Raw genomic sequence first — 21,608 nt, 5'->3', positions numbered from 1 at the left:
TTTTTTAAGGAGTGAAAGTGATGTCCAAGATGAAAGTAGTTGTTACAGATTGGGAATACGATGATTTGCGATATGAGAAAGCTGTATTTGAAAAATATTCAGAAGTTGAATTGATCGGTGCCCAATGCCGGACAGAGGAAGAAGTCATTGAGGCCTGCCGGGATGCGGACGCGCTGATTAATCAATATGCTCCCCTTGGCAGCACGGTTATCGAACAGCTTGAAAAATGCCGGGTGATTACGCGCTACGGGGTGGGCGTGAATACGATCGACCTGGAAGCCGCCACCGGAAAAGGGATTTGCGTGGCTAATGTTCCGGACTATTGCATGGACGAAGTGTCTGACCATGCGCTGTCGTTGCTCCTTTCTGCACGAAGAAAAATCGTTAAAGCAAATGAGCAGGTGAAAAGCGGAAATTGGGATTTTAAAGTGACCCAGCCGATTCACCGGCTCCGCGGGCAGGTGCTCGGACTGGTAGGGTATGGAAAGATTCCGCAAAGCCTGGCTGAAAAGGTGCAGCCCCTTGGGTTAAAAGTCGTTGCTTTTGATCCCTACTATCCTGCGGCAGAAGCAGAAAAGAAGGGGGTACAACTGGTTTCTCTGGAAGAATTATGCCGGGTGTCTGACATCATCTCTGTCCATGCACCGTTAACAGAAGGAACAAAAGGCATGATCAACGCCTCCCTGTTTTCCCAAATGAAAAATGATGCCCTTCTGATCAATACGTCTAGAGGGCCGGTAGTGGATGAAAAAGCATTAATAGAAGCGCTCGAAACGGGAGAGATCGGGGGAGCGGCCCTGGATGTGATAGAGGAAGAACCGATTTCTGAAAATCATCCCTTCCTGTCCATGGATAACGTGATCCTGACGCCTCATGTCGCCTGGTATTCCGAGGAGGCTGCCAAAGAAATGAGAACAAAAGCAGCGCTCGGTGTTGTGGACGTTCTGATCTGCAAGGAGTATCCAAAGTATCTAGTGAACAAGCAGGTTGAAGAGCGGTCGGTGCTGAAGAGCAATCAGCCCGAAAGCCGCTATGCAATGAGTTAGCCAATTGGATGAAGAGGGGGAAATAGAATGAAGAATTGGGTGAAAAAGCTGGCTATTGGTGTCGCCCTCCCGGGCATGTTGATCCTTGGGGGTTGTGGAGCAACGAAAACTGGAGGATCCGAAAAAGGCGGGATACAGGAACGAACCATTAAAGCTGGGATCGGCTTGAATGAAGATCATCCGGAAGGACAAGGCTTGAAGAAGTTCAAAGAGCTGGTTGAGAAGAAAAGCGGCGGGAAAATGAAAGTGCAAAACTTTTACAGCGCCACGCTTGGCGATGACCAGAAAATGACCGAGGCGCTGCAGGGCGGACTTCAGGAGGTAACCATTCCTTCCACCTCGCCGCTTGTTGGAATGATCAAGGAATACGGGATTTTCGATTTTCCGTTTGTGTTTAATACCGAAGAAGAAGCGTACTCCGTTCTTGACGGAAAAGTGGGGAAGGAGCTATTGAAAAAGCTGCCGGAGCACAAGCTGATTGGCCTTGGGTATTGGGAGAATGGATTCCGCAATCTGACAAACAGCAAACACCCAGTGAAGACCGCGGAGGATTTTAAAGGATTGAAGATCCGAACCATGCAAAACGAGGTTCATCTGGATGCGTTTAAAAAGCTGGGTGCCAATCCGTCGCCAATGGCGTTTTCCGAGGTGTTTACTGCGCTTGAGGGGAAAACAGTGGATGGGCAGGAAAATCCGCTCGCGACCATTAAATCCAGCAAGTATAACGAAGTTCAGCCCTACTTAAGCATGACCAAGCACGTGTACACACCATTTGTTTTTCTTGTGAGCAAGCAGTTCTGGGACAAGCTTTCAAAGGAAGAACAAAAAATCATGAGAGATTCTGCGCAGGAAGCAGGAAAATACCAGCGTGATCTGAACCGCAAAGAGAACGAAAAAGCTCTCGAGGATTTGAAAAAAGCTGGCATGAAGGTCAATGAGGTCTCCGACGCTGAAAAAGAAAAAATGAAAGAAATCGTGAAGCCGGTCACCGACAAGTACGCGAAAAAGTTTGGACAAGACCTGGTCGATGAAATGATGTCAGAAGTGGAAAAAGCGAGGAAAAAATAAGAGAAAAGTCAGATAAGGAGGAAGAGGAATGGAGATCATATCACAGTTGCTGCAGGATATAGCCCTTCCAAAGATGATGAAAGTGAAGCAATCCTTTCATGCTCCTGAACTTGATGACACCGCACAGGCCGTTCAGCAGACATTAAAAGAAACAGGCGTACTCTCAAGGATATCGCCTGGTGACCGGGTAGCCATCGCCGCGGGTAGCCGCGGTGTGGCCGACCTTCCCATACTTGTCAGGGAAACGGTCAACGCTGTCATATCAGCAGGGGGTTCTCCTTTTATTGTGCCTGCCATGGGCAGCCATGGCGGTGCCACGGCTGAAGGGCAGCGTGAAGTGCTCGAGCAGCTCGGTGTCACCGAAGCATCGGTCGGCGCACCGATTGTATCCAGCATGGAGGTCGTGCAAACCGGCACGCTTGAAAATGGCCTGCCTGTTTACACCGATAAAAATGCCGCCAGTGCAGACAAGGTGATCGTTATTAACCGGATAAAGCCGCACACGGCTTTCCGAGGCCCGGTTGAAAGTGGTTTGATGAAGATGATCACGATTGGCCTTGGAAAGCAAAAAGGGGCGGAGGCCGCGCATGCCTACAGCTTTAAGTACATGGCAGAGCATGTTCCCCAAATGGCCAAGATGGTTATGGCCAAGATTCCGATTATTTTCGGACTTGGATCCATTGAGAACGCCTATGACCGACCAGCCAAAATTGTTGCCGTTCCTGCCGAGGAAATGGAAGAAAGAGAGCCGGGGCTTTTGCTTGAAGCGAAAGTGCTGATGCCAAAAATTTTATTTGATCCGATGGATGTGCTGATTGTTGAAGAAATCGGCAAAGACATTTCAGGGGACGGGATGGACCCGAACATTACCGGACGTTATGCCACTCCTTATGCCTACGGGGGACCTGATGTTTCACGCATTGTCGTGCTCGGTTTAACGGAGAAAACCCATGGCAATGCCAACGGAATCGGACTGGCGGATACAACCACCAGGAAGCTGTTTAACAGCATCTCCTGGGAAAAGGGCTACGCCAATTCGCTCACCAGTACGGTGACATCGGTGATTAAAGTTCCGATGGTTCTTGAGGACGAAGAGATGGCTATAAAAGCGGCCATCAAAACGTGCAATGCCCGTGACCTTACAAGAGCAAGGGTGGTACGTATTCCAAACACGCTGGATCTTCAGCATATATGGATTTCCGAGAGCCTGAGAGAGGAAGCGGAAGCCCATTCGGATATTGAAATCCTGTCTGAACCGGCAGAGATGTACACAGCTGGCGAAGCCCGGTGATCTTGCTTGCCATATACAGCCTCATGGTCGTTTTTTATACGATCAGCCTGTTTGCTGACAGCTTTCTGCTCGATGAGGTGACAGGGATTTTCGCCATACTGGCACTTGTTCTTTCATTTCCGAAGGCAACCGGGCTATACCGTGCGACAGGAACCGTATTTATTCTGGTGGGTTGCCTTCTCTACTTTTATTTGCAAAAGCCGCTGCTGGAGCTGCCGCATTACATGACGTCAACCATTGTCCTGCTCGCCATCTTTTATGTGCTGCCTTTCATCAACAGCATCATCGTTGTGGGGCGGTACGACAAAAGTGTGAACCAGCTGCTAAAGCGGCGGGTGGGAAATTTGGGGCAGTTGTATTACCGAAGCTCGCTTGTCAGTTTTTTGCTGGGGTCGTTTTTAAATATCGCTACGATCCCGCTGGTTGAATCGGTTCTCCGCCGCAATCTGCAAAAAGCAGAGGACAAATTGAGGGATATTTTTATCAGCCGTGCGATGCTGAGAGGCTATGCCCTGTGTCTCGCCTGGAGTCCGATGGAGATTCTGGTGGCGATCAGTGTGGACATCACTCATTCGAATTATGTTCATCTGCTTCCGTGGCTTCTTTTGTTCTCTGTCACGTTGCTCGGAGTAGACTGGCTGATTGGCCTGAAATACCGCAAATATCAGGTGGAACAGGCGGCAGCGTCAGAAGCGGCACCGTTGGACGGAAGGATCCTCAAAAAATCCGGGGTGCTACTTCTTTATTTAAGTGTTTTTATTGCAGCAGTCATCGGAGCGAGGCGGGTGCTCAACACTGATTTTCTAATGGCGGTCACGCTTGTCATTGTTCCCTACTCATTTCTCTGGGCTCTTCTCGTAAAAAGAATCAGATCCTATCTGGTTTATAGTTTGCGAGTCTGGAAGAACAGGGCATCGTCCCAGCAAAACTTTATGGTTTTGTTTCTCTCCGCAGGTTTTTTAATTAGTACACTTAAAGTTTCACCGTTTTTAAAATGGCTGCAGCAGCCGTTTGGAGCCGTGGAGCATTGGCCCGTGTTGCTCTTTCTGCTGATTCAGGTTCTTTTTCTCGGTCTGGCGATGATCGGATTTCATCCGCTTGTGACCATCAGCATTCTGGGGGAGGTCATACAGCCTCTTTTGGGAGAGATCAACCCCTTAAGCTTTGCCGTCGTTCTTATTTCATCTGGACTGTCCACTGTCATGGCGGGCCCTTACAACATTACGGTGTCTTTAACAGGCAGTCTTCTGCATCAGAATCCATACCGTGTTTCGTTCTGGAACATCGGGTTTGCATTTCTCTACAGCAGTATGGGGACAATGATTGCGCTTCTGATGCTGTAACAGTTTACTAGTTTAAAAGGTGGCGAACTATTGTGTTGTATCCATATATCGAAAATTCCTATAATCCATATCGTGACAATGTTCAGGGTAAGGCCAATGAACCCATTTGTGTTGCGGGCCTTTTGGACCGGGCAAAACAGATTCTCGGGCCAACCTATGAAGGCGATGCGCCGGACTGGACCCTGGAGGAAATTTATAACCGGCTTCATGAAAATGCGCCGCGTATTGCCATTATCGGGGGATCTCCCGATCATCCAGCCCATATTATGGACTTTCAGACATCGTCCAGGGCTGCGCTGCGCATCTGGCAAAACGGAGGGGTTCCTTTTTATTTTTCCACACCGGTCATGTGTGACGGAACCGCGCAAAGCAACCAGGGGATGAGTTATTCCCTGCAAAGCAGAAATGCAGTTGCGGAAATGGTTGTCAACCAGATCGAGGCGCACAGCTATCATGGCGCCTTTGTCATCCAGGGCTGTGACAAACAGCCGCTTGGAGTGGTAAGTGCCATGGCCCATCTCGACCGCATCCGGAACTATCGCGGGGAAGCGCCGTTCTTTGCAACATTTGCTCCTGCCCATGTTTTACAGGGTGGAACCATTCCAGAAGGCCTTTTTCAAGAGCTTGAGGCGGTTGCCCAAAAAGCGGAGCAAAACGGAGCGGATGACATCGCTTATGATCTTCGTGATGCGATGGCTTACATTCTTCAATGTTCATCCAACACCGCGTTCCAGGGCGTTCTTCAGCGGGCAAAGGAAAAAGGATTCATCTCCCAGGCGGAACACGATGATTACGAAAAGCGTCTGGCGGTCAATACGTGCGACGGGCTTGGCGGGGTTTGTGCGTTTAACGGAACCGGAAACAGCTCGCGGCACCTGGTTGCCGGTATGGGGCTTGTACACCCTGAGCTGGAGCTGCTGACCGATCCTCCGACACAGGAACAGATCAATGCGGCGCTTGATCCGTTGGCAGGCATGATTAACCAGCAAGCCTTCGGGGCTTCCAATATTATGGCTTCTAACATTAAAAATGCCGTCCGCATCCACAGCGCATCCGGCGGTTCCACCAATTTGATGATGCACATCGTGGCCGGGATGCTTTATGGCGGATTCAAGTTCAGCCTGCATGAAATGGACCGCATTCATCACGAGGTGCCGGTGCCTGATTTGTTTGACTACAGTCTCACCCAGGGCAGGGACATATTTGCACTGGCGATGCAATGCTGCTCAGGAAACAGCCGCGGCATGGAATCATTATTTTATGAACTGCTTCAAAATGGGGTGCCGATGGATGTAGATGCTCCAACCGTAACCGGCACGAGCTGGCGTGAGCGGCTGGAAAAAGAACATAAGGTGTCCATTGAAAAGATTGCTGAAAATCCGGTCATTCTTGATAAGCCAAGACGGCCATACAGCGGTGTTGACGTACTCAGCGGTAACTTTTTTGAAAGCGCTGTGGTTAAAATCAGCGGGATGACGACCCTGCAGCTTGATGAGTTCGATAAAAAGGCGGCGTTTGTTCTTTATTATGACAACGAAGAGGACGCCAACCATGGACTTCTTGACGCCGAGCTGGTTGACAAGCTAAGAAATACGAAAGCATTCACCCATGAAAATCTTCTTGCTGCTGTAAACCAAAATGCGCCGGACCGATATGAAGCCTTGAAAACCCATTCTTATGATGTGTTATTCGATGCCATGGTGGAAGAGGGGATCCTGAAACTCGCGGTTGTGGTATCCGGCCAGGGACCTGTCGCATTCGGCATGCCGGAAATGTTTACGCCGATGCAGCACATCAACGCAAACCGTAAGCTGAAAAGGATGGCAACCCTGATCAGTGACGGGCGCTATTCAGGCGTTACCTACGGAGCCGCGGTAGGCCATATGACCCCAGAAGCCAAGGGAGACGGCGGAATCCTTTATCTCCAAACGGGGGATGTACTGTTTCTTGATTTCCGTGAGCGCACCATTCAGTTCATGGACGAAACGGCGTTCCAGCGTGGACAACAGGTATTTAAATTTGAGCATATTCGCCAGCAAAGAAAAGAATTGGCAGCTTCCCGCATGAAGGCCATCTCCAAACGCCAGCGCCAGGTAGCCGCAAGCAACAGGATGACCAGCCATACAGATGCAGCTCATGGTGTGGTTCCGCTTCAAGTGTTTGAGGAAGCAGATTTGGACTATCAAAAAGATGTTGTTTCACTTAATCTTGCCCAACATTAATCGAAAGGAAGATATCTAATGGAAGAAACGAAAAGAGCTATTGAGAAATTGGGTTTCCCTCCCGGAGATTGTCATGACCTCCCGTCTTCGGAAAAAACATTTCCTGATGGAGCGCAGTACCGTGTTGAAATCCCAAGTGTGGAAGGCCCGGCATCATTTGAAGCGGTCATTGAGGCCTGCGAGCAATATGACGTTGGCATTCACCGAATCTCACAGGGTAGTGGAATTATGCTTTTGACCGACGACGAGCTTGAGCAGATGGCAGCTATCGGCAGAAGAGAAAACCTTGAAGTCAGCTTGTTTGTTGGCCCGCGTGGCAGCTGGGATGTATCGGCCATGCAATGGGCAAGTGCCGGAAAAATTGCCGGCCTTCGTGTACAGGGAATGGATCAGCTCATCTATTCCATCGAGGATATCAAGCGCGCCTGCAACGCCGGAATCCGGGGGATTTTAGTGGCGGATGAAGGATTATTGTGGCTCGTTAATGAATTGAAAAAGACCGGGGAACTTCCTGCTGACCTGGTGGTTAAAGTTTCGGTGCAGGTGGCACAGGCGAATCCAATTTCAATCCGTCTGATGGAGCAGATTGGTGCCGGAACGTACAACGTGCCCACCGACCTTACGCTTTCAAGGCTCGCAGCGATCCGCCAGGCGGTTGACGTTCCGATCGATATTTATGTGGAAGTGCCTGATGATGTCGGCGGCTTTATCCGCCATTATGAAATACCAGAAATCATCCGGGTAGCAGCGCCGGTATATATTAAATTCGGTTTGCGCAATGCTCCTAACATTTACCCTTCAGGAACCCATCTTGAGCCGACCTCAATTGCACTCTCAAAAGAGCGTGTGAGACGAGCAAAGCTTGGCCTCGAGATGATTAAGCGTTATGCTCCGGATCTCAAGGTTTCAGAAAAAGGGGCCGAGGGAATCGCCGTTCCTTTGCCAGGCGGAAAAGTAGCAGCGCCTTGATCCAAGGCTATAGAGCGCTTACAGATTTTGGCATGTCCTGCAAGGCAAATCCGGTTGTATCCCCCTTGTGGTGTGGTACCATAAGGGAAAAGACAAGCCATCAAACTTTATCAAAGGGTGAATGAGACATGCCAATTATTCAATCCGTAGACCGGGCGCTTCGTATTCTGGACCTTTTTGACGAATATGAATCGGAATTAAAAATAACCGACATCAGCTCAAGAATGAATTTACACAAAAGTACAGTCCATTCTTTGCTTAAAACACTACAGCATTACAACTATATTGAGCAAAATCCTGAAAACGGAAAATACAAGCTGGGAATGAAACTTTTCGAGCGCGGGAACTTTGTGATCCATAACCTGGATATCCGGTCTGTAGCGAAAAAACATCTCATGGAGCTGTCCATGAAAACGGGGAACACCATCCATCTTGTTATTTTGGATGGAAAGGAAGGCGTTTACATCGACAAGGTCGAAGGATCTGCAGCTACCATCCTTTATTCCAGGATCGGGCGCAGAATACCGGTGCACTGCAGTGCGGTAGGAAAGGCGCTTGTGGCCTTTAAAGACCAGGAAGAACTGGCCGCCATTCTCAAGGATTATGATTACATCAGCCAGACGCCTAAAACCATTACCAATGAAAAGGATTTCTTGACTGAACTCGACAATGTAAGAAATGAAGGCTTCGCCATGGATAATCAAGAAAACGAACCTGGCGTTTCATGTATTTCGGTTCCGATCAGAGACCACTCGGAACATGTGATTGCAGCCATCAGCATGTCGCAGCCGGTACACCGCATTAATAAAAAAGCGATCAAAGAGATTGCCGAGATGCTGAAGGAAACAGCAGAAAACATTTCACGGGAACTTGGATTTGGGGTAAAAGCCTCGTCCATTTAAAACAAGCGCTCCTTATGCCAGGAGTGTATCCTTTAATGAGAACGCAGTTTTATAATATAAAACCAAACAAAAGGAGAATACGAGATGCGCATTTTACGATATAAAAACAATGAAGGTAATTTCAGTCTGGCTGCTTTAGCAAACGATGAAAGAGTGTATGATTTGCCTTATGCCGATTTTTTGGAACTGGTTTCAGAAGCAGAAAAAGCAGAAACCACCCCATTGAAACATGTCCAGGAATTGATTGCGGGGCAGGAGCCGCAAAACGCAACGTTTGGTGAGCTGGAGCTCGGGGTTCCTATTTTGGCTCCTGAGGTCTGGGCAGCGGGTGTAACGTATGAAAAGAGCAAAGAGGCACGAAACTATGAAGCGACTGACGGGAAGCTCGATGCCGAAACATTTTACGATAAAGTGTATGATGCAAAACGTCCCGAAATCTTTTTTAAATCCACAGCGGCACGCACGGTCGGACCGGATCAGCCGGTTTACCTTCGAAGTGACTCCAACTGGCAAATTCCTGAGCCGGAGCTTGGGCTGGTACTTGACAGGAACGGAAAGGTACTGGGATACACGGCTGGAAATGACATGAGCTGCCGGGACATTGAAGGAGAGAATCCGTTGTATCTGCCGCAGGCAAAAGTATGGAAAAATTCCTGCGCGATCGGTCCAGTGATCTTACTCGCAGATGCAGTTGAAGATCCATATGACTTTGATTTTGCCTGCCGCATTTACCGTGGGGAAGAAAAAGTGGTGGAAGGCACGGCCAATACGAAACAATTAAAGAGACGGTTAGATGAACTTGTGGATTACCTGGCAAAAGACAATGATCTTTTTGACGGAACCGTATTATTAACGGGAACCTGCATCGTACCTCCAAATGAATTCACACTGCAGGACGGAGACCGGATCGAGATCGAAATTTCTTCCATCGGCACGTTGAACAATCCGGTAAAAACGCAAAAAAGTAAAATTTCAGCGGCCCGCTAACCAGCAAAAAGACTGAAAATTAGGTATGATGGGAATGTTGAAACAGTTATTCGGGAGGAGGATCGTTTCATGGGAGTCCAGTATAAAACGGTAATGATGAAGCCTTCGGACAACGTGGCCATTGCGCTGATGGATCTGCCGAAGGGAGCTGTTGTTCCAGTTGTTTGTGAAGGGCATCAACAGGAAGTGCAATTGGTTCAGGATATCCGCTTTGGCCATAAATTCGCGGTCAAGCCGATTGAAGCGGGAGCGGAGATTTTGAAATACGGGGAAATCATTGGCCGGGCATCCTCTGAAATCAGCATGGGCGAACACGTTCATGTACATAATCTCGAAGGCATCAGAGGAAGGGGAGATAAAGTTGAATCTCGAGTACAGTAATCAATTGCTCGGATACCGGCGCCCTGACGGGAAGGTAGGTGTCCGCAACCACGTGCTGATCCTGCCGACGATTACGTGCGCCACCCAGGCCGCCAAGCAGATCACGGAGCTCGTACAGGGAACCGTCAGCTTCATTCACCAGCACGGATGCGCCCAGGTGGGAGAGGACTATGACCAGACGTTTCGAACCTATGTCGGAATGGGACTGAATCCCAATGTTTATGGTGTGGTTGTTCTAGGATTGGGTTGCGAAACCCATCAGGCACGCAGTGTGGCGGGTGAAATCGCCAAAAGCGGAAAACCCGTCGAGGTCGTTTCCATACAGGATAACGGCGGTACCTTGATGACGATTGCCCAGGGCGCAAAGGTGGCAGCCAAAATGGTGCAGGATGCCTCGGCACAGCGCCGCGAGCCCTTTGACTTCAGCGAGCTGATCGTTGGAACAGAGTGCGGCGGATCCGATGCCTGCTCAGGCCTTTCTGCCAATCCGGCAGTTGGCGTGGTGAGCGACCTGGTCGTGGAGGCAGGCGGTACCGCGATTTTGGCTGAAACGACAGAACTGATCGGAGCGGAGCACCTGCTGGCCAAACGGGCGGTCAATGATCAAGTGGCTAAACGGGTGTATGAAGTCATTGAACAGATGGAAAACCGCGCCATCCTGATGGGTGTGGATATTCGTACAGGCAACCCGAGCCCGGGCAATATTGAAGGAGGCTTGAGCTCGCTGGAGGAAAAGTCACTCGGTGCATCCAACAAATCAGGAACAACGCCTCTTCAGGAATTGATCAATTATGCGGAGCCGCCCTCGCAAAAGGGTCTGGTCTGGATGGACACCCCGGGGCATGATATCGAACAGCTGACCGGAATGGTCGCAGGCGGTGCACAAGTGGTTCTGTTTACAAGCGGACGCGGAACACCAACCGGCTCACCGATTGCCCCGGTAATCAAGATTTCAACGAATACCGCCATGTTTGAAAACATGAGCGATAACATGGATTTGAATGCCGGTACGATTATTGAAGGAGAAGAAACGATTGGGGAAGTCGGACAGCGGATTTTTGAAGAGATCAAAGAGGTTTCTTCAGGCAAACTGACCAAGTCGGAAATTCTGAAGCAGCACGATTTTGGCATATGGAGAATTGGACCTACATTTTAAAAAAAGAAAGGGAGCGATGATCAATGGCAGTACAAACACAGGTGAAAACATATTTGAATTACGTAAACGGAGAATGGGTGGAAGCCTCAACGAATGAAACCATCTCCTGCATCAATCCGGCAAACAAACACGATGTGGTGGGCAATGTACAAAAATCTGGAAAAGAAGATGTGGACCAGGCGGTTGCTGCAGCACACAACGCTCTCGCCTCATGGAAAAAGCTGTCCGGTGCAGCAAGAGGAGAATTCCTTTATAAGGCAGCCAATATCCTGGAAAGCCGTGCCGATGAAATTGCTGAAACAATGACAAAAGAGATGGGAAAAACTTTAGGAGAAGCCAAGGGTGAAACGCTCAGAGGCGTGGCCATTCTTCGCTATTATGCGGGAGAGGGCATGCGCAAGACAGGCGATGTCATTCCATCCAGCGACAGTGAGGCATTAATGTTTACAACACGTGTTCCGCTTGGCGTTGTTGGCGTTATTTCTCCATGGAACTTTCCAGTGGCGATCCCGGTTTGGAAAATGGCACCTGGTCTCATTTACGGAAATTCCATCGTCATTAAACCGGCACAGGAAGCGGCTGTAACAGCAGTAAAAGTGATCGAGTGTCTGGACGAAGCAGGAATTCCAGCAGGAGTAGTGAACATGGTGACAGGTACCGGTTCACAGGTCGGACAGGCCATCGTCGATCATCCGCAAGTCAACGGTATTACGTTTACCGGTTCCAACCAGACAGGAAAAGCGATAGGCCAGGCCGCATTGGCGCGCGGAGCAAAATACCAGCTCGAAATGGGCGGAAAGAACCCGGTGATCATTGCGGCTGATGCTGATCTTGATCTTGCGGTAGACGGGACCATCAGCGGCGGTCTTCGCTCAACCGGGCAAAAATGTACGGCAACAAGCCGTGTGATCGTTCATGAAGATGTGTATGACGCGTTCAAAGAAAAATTGCTTGCCAAAGTCCGCGAGCTAAAGGTTGGCCCTGGACTTGAAGGTGAAACTTGGATGGGGCCGTGCTCCAGTGAAAAACAGCTGGAAACGGTTCTCTCCTATATTGAAAAGGGACAAGCAGAGGGAGCAACCCTTCTTTACGGCGGACAGCGCCTCGAGGCACCTGAAACGAAGGATGGCTTTTATGTCGAGCCGGCTGTTTTTGAAAATGTGGAAAGCGGCATGGCCATTTCTCAGGAGGAAATCTTCGGCCCGGTTCTTGCGTTAATCAAGGTGGGAACGATGGAGGAAGCGATTGAGATGGCCAACGATGTGGAGTTTGGATTGAGTGCCTCCATTTATACGACCAACATCAGCCATATGCTTTCCTTTATTAACGATATGGACGCCGGGCTTGTACGTATTAATGCCGAAACAGCGGGTGTAGAGCTTCAGGCGCCATTTGGCGGCATGAAGCAATCGAGCTCCCACTCAAGAGAACAGGGGCAGGCTGCCATTGAATTTTACACATCCATCAAAACGGTATTTGTCAAAGGCAAATAAGGCTTAAATGAGGGTGATCGGCGGACAGGGTTCCGCTGATTAACCCTCCTATTTTATGTGAAAAGGAGAAGATGAACATGATTACGGTTACCTTTGAAAAAGATGGACAATGGGTATTGGGAATAAAAACGGAGCGCGGCATTTTGGATGTTGGGGGTGCTGCCCGCTCACTTGGTTCAGATGCGGTACCGCAAACTGTCTCTGAATTGATTGCGAAAGGAGAACAGGGGAAGGCTGCTCTGCAGCAATTTTCAGATTCAGAGATGGCGGCCAGGGAAGAATTTCTTTACACCGAGGATTCTTTGAAGATTGGTCCATGTGTTACAGAACCACAGAAAATTATATGTGTTGGATTAAACTACAAAAAGCATGCCGAAGAATCAAACATGCCGCTTCCTGAATCTCCTATCCTTTTCAGCAAGTTCAATAATGCTCTGGCCGGTCATCAGCAGGAAGTCAAATTGCCGGCGCGCTCATTGCAGGTGGATTATGAAGTGGAATTGGCCATTGTGATCGGAAAAACCGCCAGCAAGGTCAGTGAAGAAGATGCTCTCAATTATGTATACGGCTATTGCACAGCAAACGATTTGTCGGCACGTGATCTGCAGTTTAAAACTGGACAATGGCTGCTTGGAAAAACGTGTGATGGCTTCTGCCCGGTCGGTCCTTATCTGGTTAGTGCGGAAGAAGTGAAAGATCCAAACGCTCTGTCGTTAAAGACCGAGGTCAACGGAAATGTTCGCCAAAACTCGAATACTGCAGATTTGGTGTTTAACTGTCAGGAAATTATCAGCTATGCATCAGAACATATGACGCTGCAACCGGGGGATCTCATTTTGACTGGTACACCAGAAGGCGTGATCATGGGAGAACCGGAAGGAGAAAGAAACTGGCTTAAAGATGGGGATGAAATAACCGTAGAGGTAGAAGGGCTTGGAAAACTGACCACAATTATGAGAAAATAGAGAAAAAACAAAACAGGAGCTTACATATGGAACTACTCACGATTTTATTGATGGCCATGCTGCTCGGCTTAAAGCATGCGCTCGATCCGGATCATCTTGTGGCTGTCACCACGATTGTCAGTGAAAAGAAAAAAGCCCGTTTTTCCGCACTGGTCGGTGCTTGGTGGGGGGTCGGCCACATGACCACGATTCTGGTTGTGGGAAGCACCATTATCTACTTCAATCTTTTCGTCTCCCATTCAGTGGAAATGCTGCTGGAAGGTGTTGTTGGCGTCATGATCATCTATCTTGGTGTGAAGGCGTTTTATACCTTGCGTGTTTCCCACAAGCATGAACATGCCGTTTCAGGAAGCAGCAAGTGGATGCTCAGACCATTGATCGTTGGCCTGCTGCATGGGCTGGCGGGGAGCACGGGAGTCGCTTACTTGTTTTTAAGCACCATCCAAGACAAATATTTAGGAGTGATTTATCTGCTTGTCTTTGGTGCAGGAACATTGATCAGTATGGTGCTCGCCACCCTGCTGATCGGGCTGCCGTATTCGTGGTCATCGGACCATAAAAAAATCAACCTTCTGCTGACGCGTTTTACAGGCGTGCTGAGCGTCTGCTTTGGCGTCTATTATTTGTATAAAACCCTGTTCATCTCTTGATGAAACAGGGTTTTATCTTGCTCGGTTATTGCAAATGGATGAGTCAATTTTTGTCGAAATTCACATGGTTTAAACCGTTTGAGAATAAAATGATTGGTTTTGAGAATAAAGTGGCGTGATTTGAGAATAAATCCAGTTTTTTGAGAATAAACACGGCAAATTTGAGAGCAAGTTAAATAATGGAAGCGGATTGAGCTCCCAATAAGCCTCGGCAAGCTCCCATGTTGAGGGCAATCAAGCCTTATAATGCTTCATCGCCACCAATTTTGCATCATCGTACACGTTTTGGAGGGGAACATTGTGTTGTTCCGCGGCTTTTTTACAATCCTCATATTCCGGAGAAAATTTAATCGGTGCCTCTTGATAGATTCCGATTTTCACAGATACTTCACCGTATGCAGTCTCGGCCCTGTAAAACTCCCTGCCGAGGCGGTGACAGGAGACGGGATAATATCGCAAACCAAAGCTTGAGGTTTCACGAAAGATGATTTCTTCAAGCAATGGCTGCTTTGCTTTGTCCGAAAGTATGGATAGCTTATAGGCGGGACGGTTCTTTTTCATATAGATGGAAGTGTAGTACACATCGTTGGCACCGGCCGCAAAGAGCCTGTCCATCGTGTACGACAGCGTTTCTCCGCTGCAGTCATCCAGGTTCACTTCTATGATTACCATCTCATTGTCAATATGTTCTTGTGCATGGCGTGCGCTAAATTCATTCATTTTGCGGCTCCTTTCATCTTTGCTCGTTCTTTTCATTATACCGTACACCTATTTAATTGTACTGTGAAAATAAGGTATGATAGGAATGATTGTAAGCGGTATCAAAAAGGGGGATGTTATCATGAAGGATAACCAAAACCGGCAGGAGGTCAATGCCACAAGTTCAGAAACCAGCATCCATACGGATTTTAAAAATAATATGACATACGGGGAATATTTGCAGCTGGACAAAATTTTATCGGCACAGAGCAGATTATCCGGACATCATGACGAGGTGTTATTTATTGTGATTCACCAGGTCAGCGAGCTGTGGATGAAGCTGATACTGCATGAGATGCATGCCGCCATCGACTGCATTACGAAAGACGACCTGTCCAGTGCGTTCAAAAAACTGGCACGTGTGTCAAAAACACAGTCACAAATCATCCAGGCTTGGGATGTGCTGTCCACCATGACACCATCTGAATACATGGAATTCCGGGATTCACTCGGCCAGGCGTCCGGCTTCCAGTCTTACCAATACCGGATGATCGAGTTCGCTCTTGGCTACAAGACACCTCATGTTCTGAAAATCTATGAAAAAGATCCAAAGCTACTAAAAGAACTGAGACAGGCATATGAAGCACCAGGACTCTATGACGTGGCCATCCAGGCGCTGAATAAGGCGGGAATTTCAATTGATGAAGAGGTCCTGAACCGCGATGTCACGCGGACGTATCAGGAGAACGAGTCTGTCCGCAAAGCCTGGATCACGGTCTATAAAAATCCGCAGCGATACTGGGATCTCTACGAGCTTGCAGAAAAATTGGTGGATATTGAGGACTGGCTCCAGCAATGGCGCTTCCGCCATATGAAAACCGTTGAGAGAGTAATAGGTTTCAAGCGGGGAACGGGCGGTTCTTCCGGGGTTGGGTACTTGAAAAAAGTGCTGGAACAGCGGTTTTTCCCGGAACTGTGGGATCTTCGTACGGAGTTATAAGAAGAGAAGTGTCAGGAATGATGAAATGATGAATAACCATGCTAAATCAGCCATTTTGGATAGATTTAACGTTACACAGTCGAATTTTTTAGGTTCGGGAATGGAAGCCGGGGTGTATGCTTTATCCGACCATAAGGTACTGAAAGTTTATAATCACATGTCTGATCTTAATAAACAATGGAGATTAAAAGAATTTTATGCCGGGATCAATTCTGATGGTTTGGGCTATGAGCTTCCGTATATTTATGATGTGTTTCTGGAAAATGGGATTTTAGTTACTACCGAAAAACGGATTAAGGGCAGCAATATGCGAAGTCTGCTCTCAGACATGAGCTTTAATGAACAAAGCAAAATGATGAAAATCTACCTGAAAGCGCATCTGGAGCTGCAGCAGATTAAAGGAAATTCTACGATCAAAGGGTTTGTTTTATTTGATGGACCGGGCATATCCTCCATAAAAATCGACAACTGGTATGATGATTGAAAGAAAAAATACGTCAGAAGACACCTGAATTATTGCGCTATTTTAAAAGAGATATTGTGGAGTATGAGAGAAAGTTAAATGATCTGATGAAGATCTTATCCAAGGAGTACAAAGGGGAGTATTCATTAATCCACGCAGATTTTTTTCCTGGGAATTTATTAATAAATACAAGTAGCCAGGTTAGGGGTTTAATTGATTTTGGGTTGATGACCATGTATGGCGATCCGTTATTCGATATTGCCATCGGGTGGGTATGTTTTGATATGTACGATGAATTTCATTCAAATATCCGTAAAAGATACCTGAATCTCATACTTTCAACGTTAGGTGAGAGCGTCAGAAAAGAACTGTATTTTTATGTTCTGGTCTATAGCTTCATTACGGCGAATTTTTATTCCGGGGATTGCTCAGATGGTCATTATCAATGGTGTGTGGAAAACATCAATAATAAAAACTATTGGAATGCTTTATAAGGCATTTTAATACTGTTGATCTGGTTTGAAAAAATGCGGATCCACTTCAAAATGCCTGGAGACGATTTTTTGAAAAAAGGCAGATTCCCGTTTCAACTGGGGAAGGCTTGGAACGGTTAAGGGAACGCCAAAAATCGGTCCGCTGACATTAATGGTAAACCGGCCTGGGGCAATGAAGCTACCGGTCACACGAATCTGGTCGCTGATCAAAAGGATGGCCAGACCAATATCAATTACATCCACAAGCGTTGTGGCCGCCTGGTTTCCTCCAATTCCTTCCAGACGGTCTTCTCCTGTCAGCGGGCCGCCCAAAGAAACCCGAAAACCCCGGGGAGTCACAAAGACACCTATTATGGTTATTTGTCCGCTGAGAAGTAAAGCCGCCGTGGCCAAATCAAGTCCCCGCTGAATCGCTCCAATGATATGAAGTTCTTTTTCTGTCTGATCTGCTGCTTTCACCATTTGCCTCCCCCCACAGTTGTATCTTATTCCTCACTGCCGGGAACGGGAATGCAAGACAACTTCAAAACATTTTTTTGTCATCCATAGGTACAGGATACACGTCCCTGAAATATAGTGATAACAACATCTATAGCAAAAAGGAATGATAAGATTGGCTTTGTCATTAACCGATATTCCAACTGTCAGGCCGGCGAAGGTCGGAGTATTTTTGCTTGCGCTTCCTCTTATTATCTTCATTTTTTTCTTTACACAGCCCAAGCCAAGTGATGAGGTACATCAGCGGCAATAAAAAACTCCCCTTTCCTTGATGAAAGGGGAGTCATTTTTTTATTTTCGAAAGTCAGGATTGTTCTTCTGAAAGCCAAGCCAGGCATTCAAGACACCTTTTTCAATTTCTTCCCTTGGCGCATGGAGGCGTTCTTCGGTTCCTCCATAGCCCACTTCTAATTTTTCATCTCTCAGTCCATTAAAAATGGTATCCGCAAAATCATCAAGTGGAGCACCAAAGGTATGAAGTCCAACACCGCCCAGATCGGTATTGACGGCTGGAGGGAGGATTTCCACAACCTCGACACCGGTTTCTGCGAGCTGGTGGCGCAGGGTCACCGTAAAGGAATGCATAGCTGCCTTTGTTGCACTGTAGATTGGAACCCATACCCCTGGCTGAATGGCCAAACCGGAGGTAACGTTCATGATGGCGGCTCGCTCCTTTTTAACGAAATGAGGGATAAGAAGCATGGTCAAATGCATCGGACCTTCCACATTAATAGCCAATTCATTTTGATAGTATTTCCAGTCTTTTGTAGTATTTAACAGGTTGACCCGCTGCTGAATGCCGGCATTATTTACCAGAACATTCAAATCCGGGAACTCCTTGGTTGTCCATTCAACGAGACCGATGCGTTCCTCTTCATTTGAAACATCACAAACTTTTGTATGAAGTTCCGGGAATTTCTCTTTTGCTTCGTCCAATTTTTCCTGACGTCGTCCAACGATGATTACCTTGTTGCCTTCTTTTAAAAAACGTTCGGCAAAAGCCAGTCCGATGCCTGAGGCCCCGCCTGTAACCAGGATAGTATTACCAGTCAATTTCATTGATGTTCCTCCCTGTTCGTAAAAATTAAAAATGGCACGTGAATCTAATATACCCGTAAACCCGCCTCCAAGAAACGGAGTGTCTATCCGTTTCGGAAATAGGGGTATTTTTTGATACCACTTTCGCCGTTTAAGCAGCATCCCATTTTCTTGCTTGTTTCCCTTTAAGTCTTACAAACAGCATCATGATAGCACCGAGTAGCGGGCCAGCGGCTAGAACCATAAAACCGAGCAGGAAGCTTGAAGTAGTATCTACTACTACTCCTACAACGAGCGGAGAGATGAGAGAGCCGAGCTGCCAGATAGCATTCACCAGCCCCATGGCGGTTCCGATTTGCTTTTCATCCACCAGTTCGCCAATAATAGCGGTCATGACAGGGCTGTAGATAAACGCAGTGATCCCGAGAATGGCGGTCAAAGGCACAAGAATGCCTGTATGCGTGTTGATACCGAACCAAACCAAAACGGGAGCAAATAAAAACAGTGCCCAAAAGGCAATGGTTTTTTTGTTAAAATAGTCTGAAATAAAACCGATGAGCGGCTTGCACAACAGGCCAGCCATACCATAGACCGCCATCATTTTCCCCGCTTCCACCAATGAGAGATGAAGATTGTGGTTCAAATAGGTATTGGCCCAGGTGGCGGTTCCCCATGTCGCCCATAAACCGCCAAAACCGGCGGCTCCAGCCAGCAGCAGATTTTTATTCTTTAATACCTCGAACATCTCCTTTACAGAGACGCCTTTTGTTTTTGTTCCATGATAGGTATTGCTTTCTTTCAGAAAAAAGAAGCTCAGGATAATACCGGCGATCGGCAGCAATCCTGCGATCAAAAAGGCGGAGCGCCAACCATGGTTTTCCGCCACAGTGGGAACAAACAAGTTAACGACGGTGACCCCAAGTGAGGTTGCTGTCATGAAAAGACCGATGGCAATGCCTCTTCTTTTCGCTGATACATGGTCAAAGATTGCGGCCATTGAGGCAGAGAAGATGGCACCAGAGCCAAGGCCGGCCAAGAGCCGGAAAGCGAATCCTTGTTCAAACGTATGTACCAAAGACATGCTCAGCGTAAAAACCCCCATTGTTAAATATGAGCCCAGCAAAACTTTTCGATAGCCGAACCGGTCAGTCAACAGACCACCCGGAAATTGTGTAATCACATACCCGATGTAAAAAGCGGTCATGTAGCTGCCGGCATTTGCGGCTGACAAGCCCATATCCTTGGAGGCGAGCGGGATGACAGGTGGCCACGACAGTCTGTCCACAAACGAAAACATATACGTCATCCACACAAGCACTACAACAGTAACCGGCCGAATCCAGTTGTTTTTCATAGCAGTTATCTCCTTACTAAAATCAATATGTTAATTATTTCACATTGTTAAATATAGCAAATAAGTAGTTTAAATGCATAAAGAAACCTTCTTGAATGGGGGATTCAAAAAGGTTTACAAGGTGAAAACGGTCAGCACTGATAAAAGAGTAGAGGTGATGGTCATGGCGATAAGAGGGCGCAATGCACGGTTTTTTAAGGCACCTAAATTGACGTTCAAGCCGAGACCAACCATTGCCATCGTAAGGATAAAGGTATTGAAATTTGAGATGATTTCTGAAACGCGCGCTGGAATGATGTCTCCAAGTACATAACTGCCCAACAGGCTTGTCATGATAAATCCAATAAGAAACAAGGGAAATTCAATCTGTGTTTGGTGTTTTTGGTTTCTCGGAGCGCGTTTTTTCATCCAAAACATGAAGAAAAAGCTAAGCGGTACAAGCAAGAAAACACGACACAGCTTGGCAAGCAAGGCCATCGCCAAAGTGTCCTGGCCCGCGGGCGCGGCAGCCAATGCCACATGAGCGATCTCATGCAATGTAAGTCCGGCCCATGCGCCGTACGTACTGTCCGAAAGAGGAAGCAGCGGATGAATGACGGTATAAAGGATGGAGAATAGTGTCCCCATTAAAGCAATAATTCCAATACTAATCGCTGTATCTTCTTCCTTTGATTTAAGAATGGGTGAAACAGCCGCAATTGCGGCCGCACCGCAACCTCCTGTACCTATTCCAAGCAAAAGAGATATGGGGGCGTCTGCTTTGAGCCATTTAGCGAGGACATACATCACAAGAATGGAGAAAGCAACCGTTCCAATACCGCGGAGCAAGAGCGGCAGTCCTTAATGAAAAACAGCGTCAATGTTCAGTTTTAATCCATATAAAATAAGGGCAAATCGCAGCAGTTTTTTGCAGAAAATTCAATGCCAGGTTTAAGAAAAGTCAAAACCGATGCGATCGATGCCTTTCAATTAGGTGAGCTTTATTACAGAAACGAGGACACTTACGTCATCGAAACGCTCCATTACCTGATTGATTACTTTCTTTTATTGTTTTTGACTCTGTATGTTTTTATGTATTAGTTAAAATAAATCCATCTGACGACGCCGAGAAGTGTGTCATCGTTGTAATTCAAAAAGAAATGTTGCCCCAACTGTTTCAGTAGAGCTACTTCTTTAGCTGGAAATATTAAGTATATAAAATTTTTTTAAAAAAATTGTTGACGGGGCAGTAATAACGAGGTATTCTATTAAAGTCGCCAAAACGACGACGCAAACAAATGTTCTTTGAAAACCAAACAAAAGCCAGAGTAAGTCAGGGATTTTACAATCCCATCAATTTCTTATTTTTAAACATTAAGAGCTATATCAAACACTTTATTGGAGAGTTTGATCCTGGCTCAGGATGAACGCTGGCGGCGTGCCTAATACATGCAAGTCGAGCGAATGACGAGGAGCTTGCTCCTCTGATTTAGCGGCGGACGGGTGAGTAACACGTGGGTAACCTGCCTGTAAGACGGGGATAACTCCGGGAAACCGGAGCTAATACCGGATGATAACGAGAAGCGCCTGCTTCTTTTTTGAAAGTCGGT

General features: G+C 47.3%; 21 protein-coding genes, 1 rRNA gene and 1 pseudogene. 18 read left to right on the top strand and 5 right to left on the bottom strand.

Annotated elements, in window-relative coordinates; all coding sequences use genetic code 11:
* The first annotated feature begins 20 nt into the window (after positions 1–20).
* The 13 genes from AS030_RS20220 (at position 21) to AS030_RS20160 (ending at position 14,473) form a co-directional block, all read left to right on the top strand.
* A complete protein-coding gene (locus tag AS030_RS20220) occupies positions 21–1,046 on the top strand; it encodes a C-terminal binding protein (RefSeq protein ID WP_061975114.1) in 1,026 nt (341 codons plus the stop codon).
* Positions 1,047–1,073: 27 nt separating this feature from the next.
* Positions 1,074–2,114, top strand: a complete 1,041-nt coding sequence (locus AS030_RS20215; protein WP_061975112.1) for a TRAP transporter substrate-binding protein — start codon at positions 1,074–1,076, stop codon at positions 2,112–2,114.
* Between the two features lie 28 nt (positions 2,115–2,142).
* Positions 2,143–3,405 (top strand): nickel pincer cofactor-dependent isomerase, group 22, encoded by a 1,263-nt coding sequence (locus AS030_RS20210; RefSeq protein WP_061975110.1) that lies wholly within the window; start codon positions 2,143–2,145, stop codon positions 3,403–3,405.
* On the top strand, positions 3,402–4,748 hold the full coding sequence (locus AS030_RS20205; RefSeq protein WP_061975108.1) for a hypothetical protein: 1,347 nt from the start codon (positions 3,402–3,404) through the stop codon (positions 4,746–4,748). The genes AS030_RS20210 and AS030_RS20205 overlap by 4 nt, the downstream gene beginning before the upstream one ends.
* Before the next feature lie 29 nt (positions 4,749–4,777).
* Complete coding sequence (locus AS030_RS20200) at positions 4,778–6,970, top strand: dihydroxy-acid dehydratase domain-containing protein (protein WP_061975106.1); 2,193 nt, start codon at positions 4,778–4,780, stop codon at positions 6,968–6,970.
* Positions 6,971–6,988: 18 nt separating this feature from the next.
* Positions 6,989–7,939 (top strand): U32 family peptidase, encoded by a 951-nt coding sequence (locus AS030_RS20195; protein ID WP_061975105.1) that lies wholly within the window; start codon positions 6,989–6,991, stop codon positions 7,937–7,939.
* 128 nt (positions 7,940–8,067) lie between these two features.
* The gene (locus tag AS030_RS20190; protein WP_061975103.1) at positions 8,068–8,841 is read left to right on the top strand and encodes an IclR family transcriptional regulator; all 774 of its coding nucleotides are present in this window, start codon (positions 8,068–8,070) and stop codon (positions 8,839–8,841) included.
* 84 nt (positions 8,842–8,925) lie between these two features.
* Positions 8,926–9,828: a fumarylacetoacetate hydrolase family protein gene (locus AS030_RS20185; RefSeq protein WP_061975101.1), complete on the top strand. Its 903-nt coding sequence runs from the start codon at positions 8,926–8,928 to the stop codon at positions 9,826–9,828.
* A gap of 69 nt (positions 9,829–9,897) precedes the next feature.
* The gene (locus tag AS030_RS20180) at positions 9,898–10,209 is read left to right on the top strand and encodes a UxaA family hydrolase (RefSeq protein WP_061975099.1); all 312 of its coding nucleotides are present in this window, start codon (positions 9,898–9,900) and stop codon (positions 10,207–10,209) included.
* Complete coding sequence (locus AS030_RS20175; RefSeq protein WP_240482433.1) at positions 10,190–11,365, top strand: UxaA family hydrolase; 1,176 nt, start codon at positions 10,190–10,192, stop codon at positions 11,363–11,365. The genes AS030_RS20180 and AS030_RS20175 overlap by 20 nt, the downstream gene beginning before the upstream one ends.
* A 23-nt stretch (positions 11,366–11,388) precedes the next feature.
* Entirely contained in the window at positions 11,389–12,858 is a 1,470-nt protein-coding gene (gene gucD / locus AS030_RS20170; RefSeq protein WP_061975095.1) for an alpha-ketoglutaric semialdehyde dehydrogenase GucD, read from the top strand.
* A gap of 77 nt (positions 12,859–12,935) precedes the next feature.
* A complete protein-coding gene (locus tag AS030_RS20165; RefSeq protein WP_061975093.1) occupies positions 12,936–13,823 on the top strand; it encodes a fumarylacetoacetate hydrolase family protein in 888 nt (295 codons plus the stop codon).
* A 26-nt stretch (positions 13,824–13,849) separates the two neighbouring features.
* Positions 13,850–14,473: an urease accessory protein UreH domain-containing protein gene (locus AS030_RS20160; RefSeq protein ID WP_061975091.1), complete on the top strand. Its 624-nt coding sequence runs from the start codon at positions 13,850–13,852 to the stop codon at positions 14,471–14,473.
* Positions 14,474–14,707: 234 nt separating this feature from the next.
* Here the strand turns inward: AS030_RS20160 and larC2 are convergent, their stop codons facing one another.
* Complete coding sequence (gene larC2, locus AS030_RS20155; RefSeq protein WP_061975383.1) at positions 14,708–15,193, bottom strand: nickel pincer cofactor biosynthesis protein LarC2; 486 nt, start codon at positions 15,191–15,193, stop codon at positions 14,708–14,710.
* A gap of 121 nt (positions 15,194–15,314) precedes the next feature.
* Between larC2 and kynA the strand changes: the two genes are divergently transcribed.
* Genes kynA through AS030_RS20140 form a run of 3 tightly spaced genes read left to right on the top strand, consistent with a single transcriptional unit; the run spans position 15,315 to position 17,129 of the window.
* Positions 15,315–16,172 (top strand): tryptophan 2,3-dioxygenase, encoded by an 858-nt coding sequence (gene kynA / locus AS030_RS20150; protein WP_061975381.1) that lies wholly within the window; start codon positions 15,315–15,317, stop codon positions 16,170–16,172.
* Positions 16,173–16,197: 25 nt separating this feature from the next.
* Positions 16,198–16,656 carry a hypothetical protein gene (locus AS030_RS20145; RefSeq protein ID WP_061975089.1) on the top strand — a complete coding sequence of 153 codons (459 nt, stop codon included), beginning with the start codon at positions 16,198–16,200 and terminating at the stop codon, positions 16,654–16,656.
* The gene (locus tag AS030_RS20140) at positions 16,653–17,129 is read left to right on the top strand and encodes an aminoglycoside phosphotransferase family protein (protein WP_082635915.1); all 477 of its coding nucleotides are present in this window, start codon (positions 16,653–16,655) and stop codon (positions 17,127–17,129) included. The genes AS030_RS20145 and AS030_RS20140 overlap by 4 nt, the downstream gene beginning before the upstream one ends.
* A 6-nt stretch (positions 17,130–17,135) precedes the next feature.
* Here AS030_RS20140 and AS030_RS20135 read toward each other — a convergent pair whose 3' ends face one another.
* The 4 genes and pseudogenes from AS030_RS20135 to AS030_RS20120 form a co-directional block, all read right to left on the bottom strand.
* Positions 17,136–17,591, bottom strand: coding sequence for a hypothetical protein (locus tag AS030_RS20135; protein WP_061975085.1), 456 nt, complete (start codon positions 17,589–17,591; stop codon positions 17,136–17,138).
* A gap of 327 nt (positions 17,592–17,918) precedes the next feature.
* A complete protein-coding gene (locus tag AS030_RS20130; protein ID WP_061975083.1) occupies positions 17,919–18,686 on the bottom strand; it encodes an SDR family oxidoreductase in 768 nt (255 codons plus the stop codon).
* Between the two features lie 130 nt (positions 18,687–18,816).
* A complete protein-coding gene (locus AS030_RS20125; protein WP_061975080.1) occupies positions 18,817–20,019 on the bottom strand; it encodes an MFS transporter in 1,203 nt (400 codons plus the stop codon).
* 114 nt (positions 20,020–20,133) lie between these two features.
* Positions 20,134–20,954 (bottom strand): annotated as a pseudogene (locus AS030_RS20120) (YeiH family protein); the annotation flags it as partial.
* On the opposite strand from AS030_RS20120, the gene AS030_RS23815 reads away from it, so the two are divergent.
* The gene (locus AS030_RS23815; RefSeq protein ID WP_156412597.1) at positions 20,941–21,099 is read left to right on the top strand and encodes a hypothetical protein; all 159 of its coding nucleotides are present in this window, start codon (positions 20,941–20,943) and stop codon (positions 21,097–21,099) included. The pseudogene AS030_RS20120 and the gene AS030_RS23815 overlap by 14 nt on opposite strands.
* 294 nt (positions 21,100–21,393) lie before the next feature.
* Positions 21,394–21,608: ribosomal RNA gene (locus AS030_RS20115) — 16S ribosomal RNA — on the top strand; the annotation flags it as partial.

Origin of the sequence: Fictibacillus enclensis (assembly GCF_001457035.1) — a bacterium.
Taxonomy (GTDB): domain Bacteria; phylum Bacillota; class Bacilli; order Bacillales; family Fictibacillaceae; genus Fictibacillus_C; species Fictibacillus_C enclensis.
The sequence above is the reverse complement of the archived record's forward strand: the minus strand, read 5'-3'. Positions and strand labels throughout refer to the sequence as shown.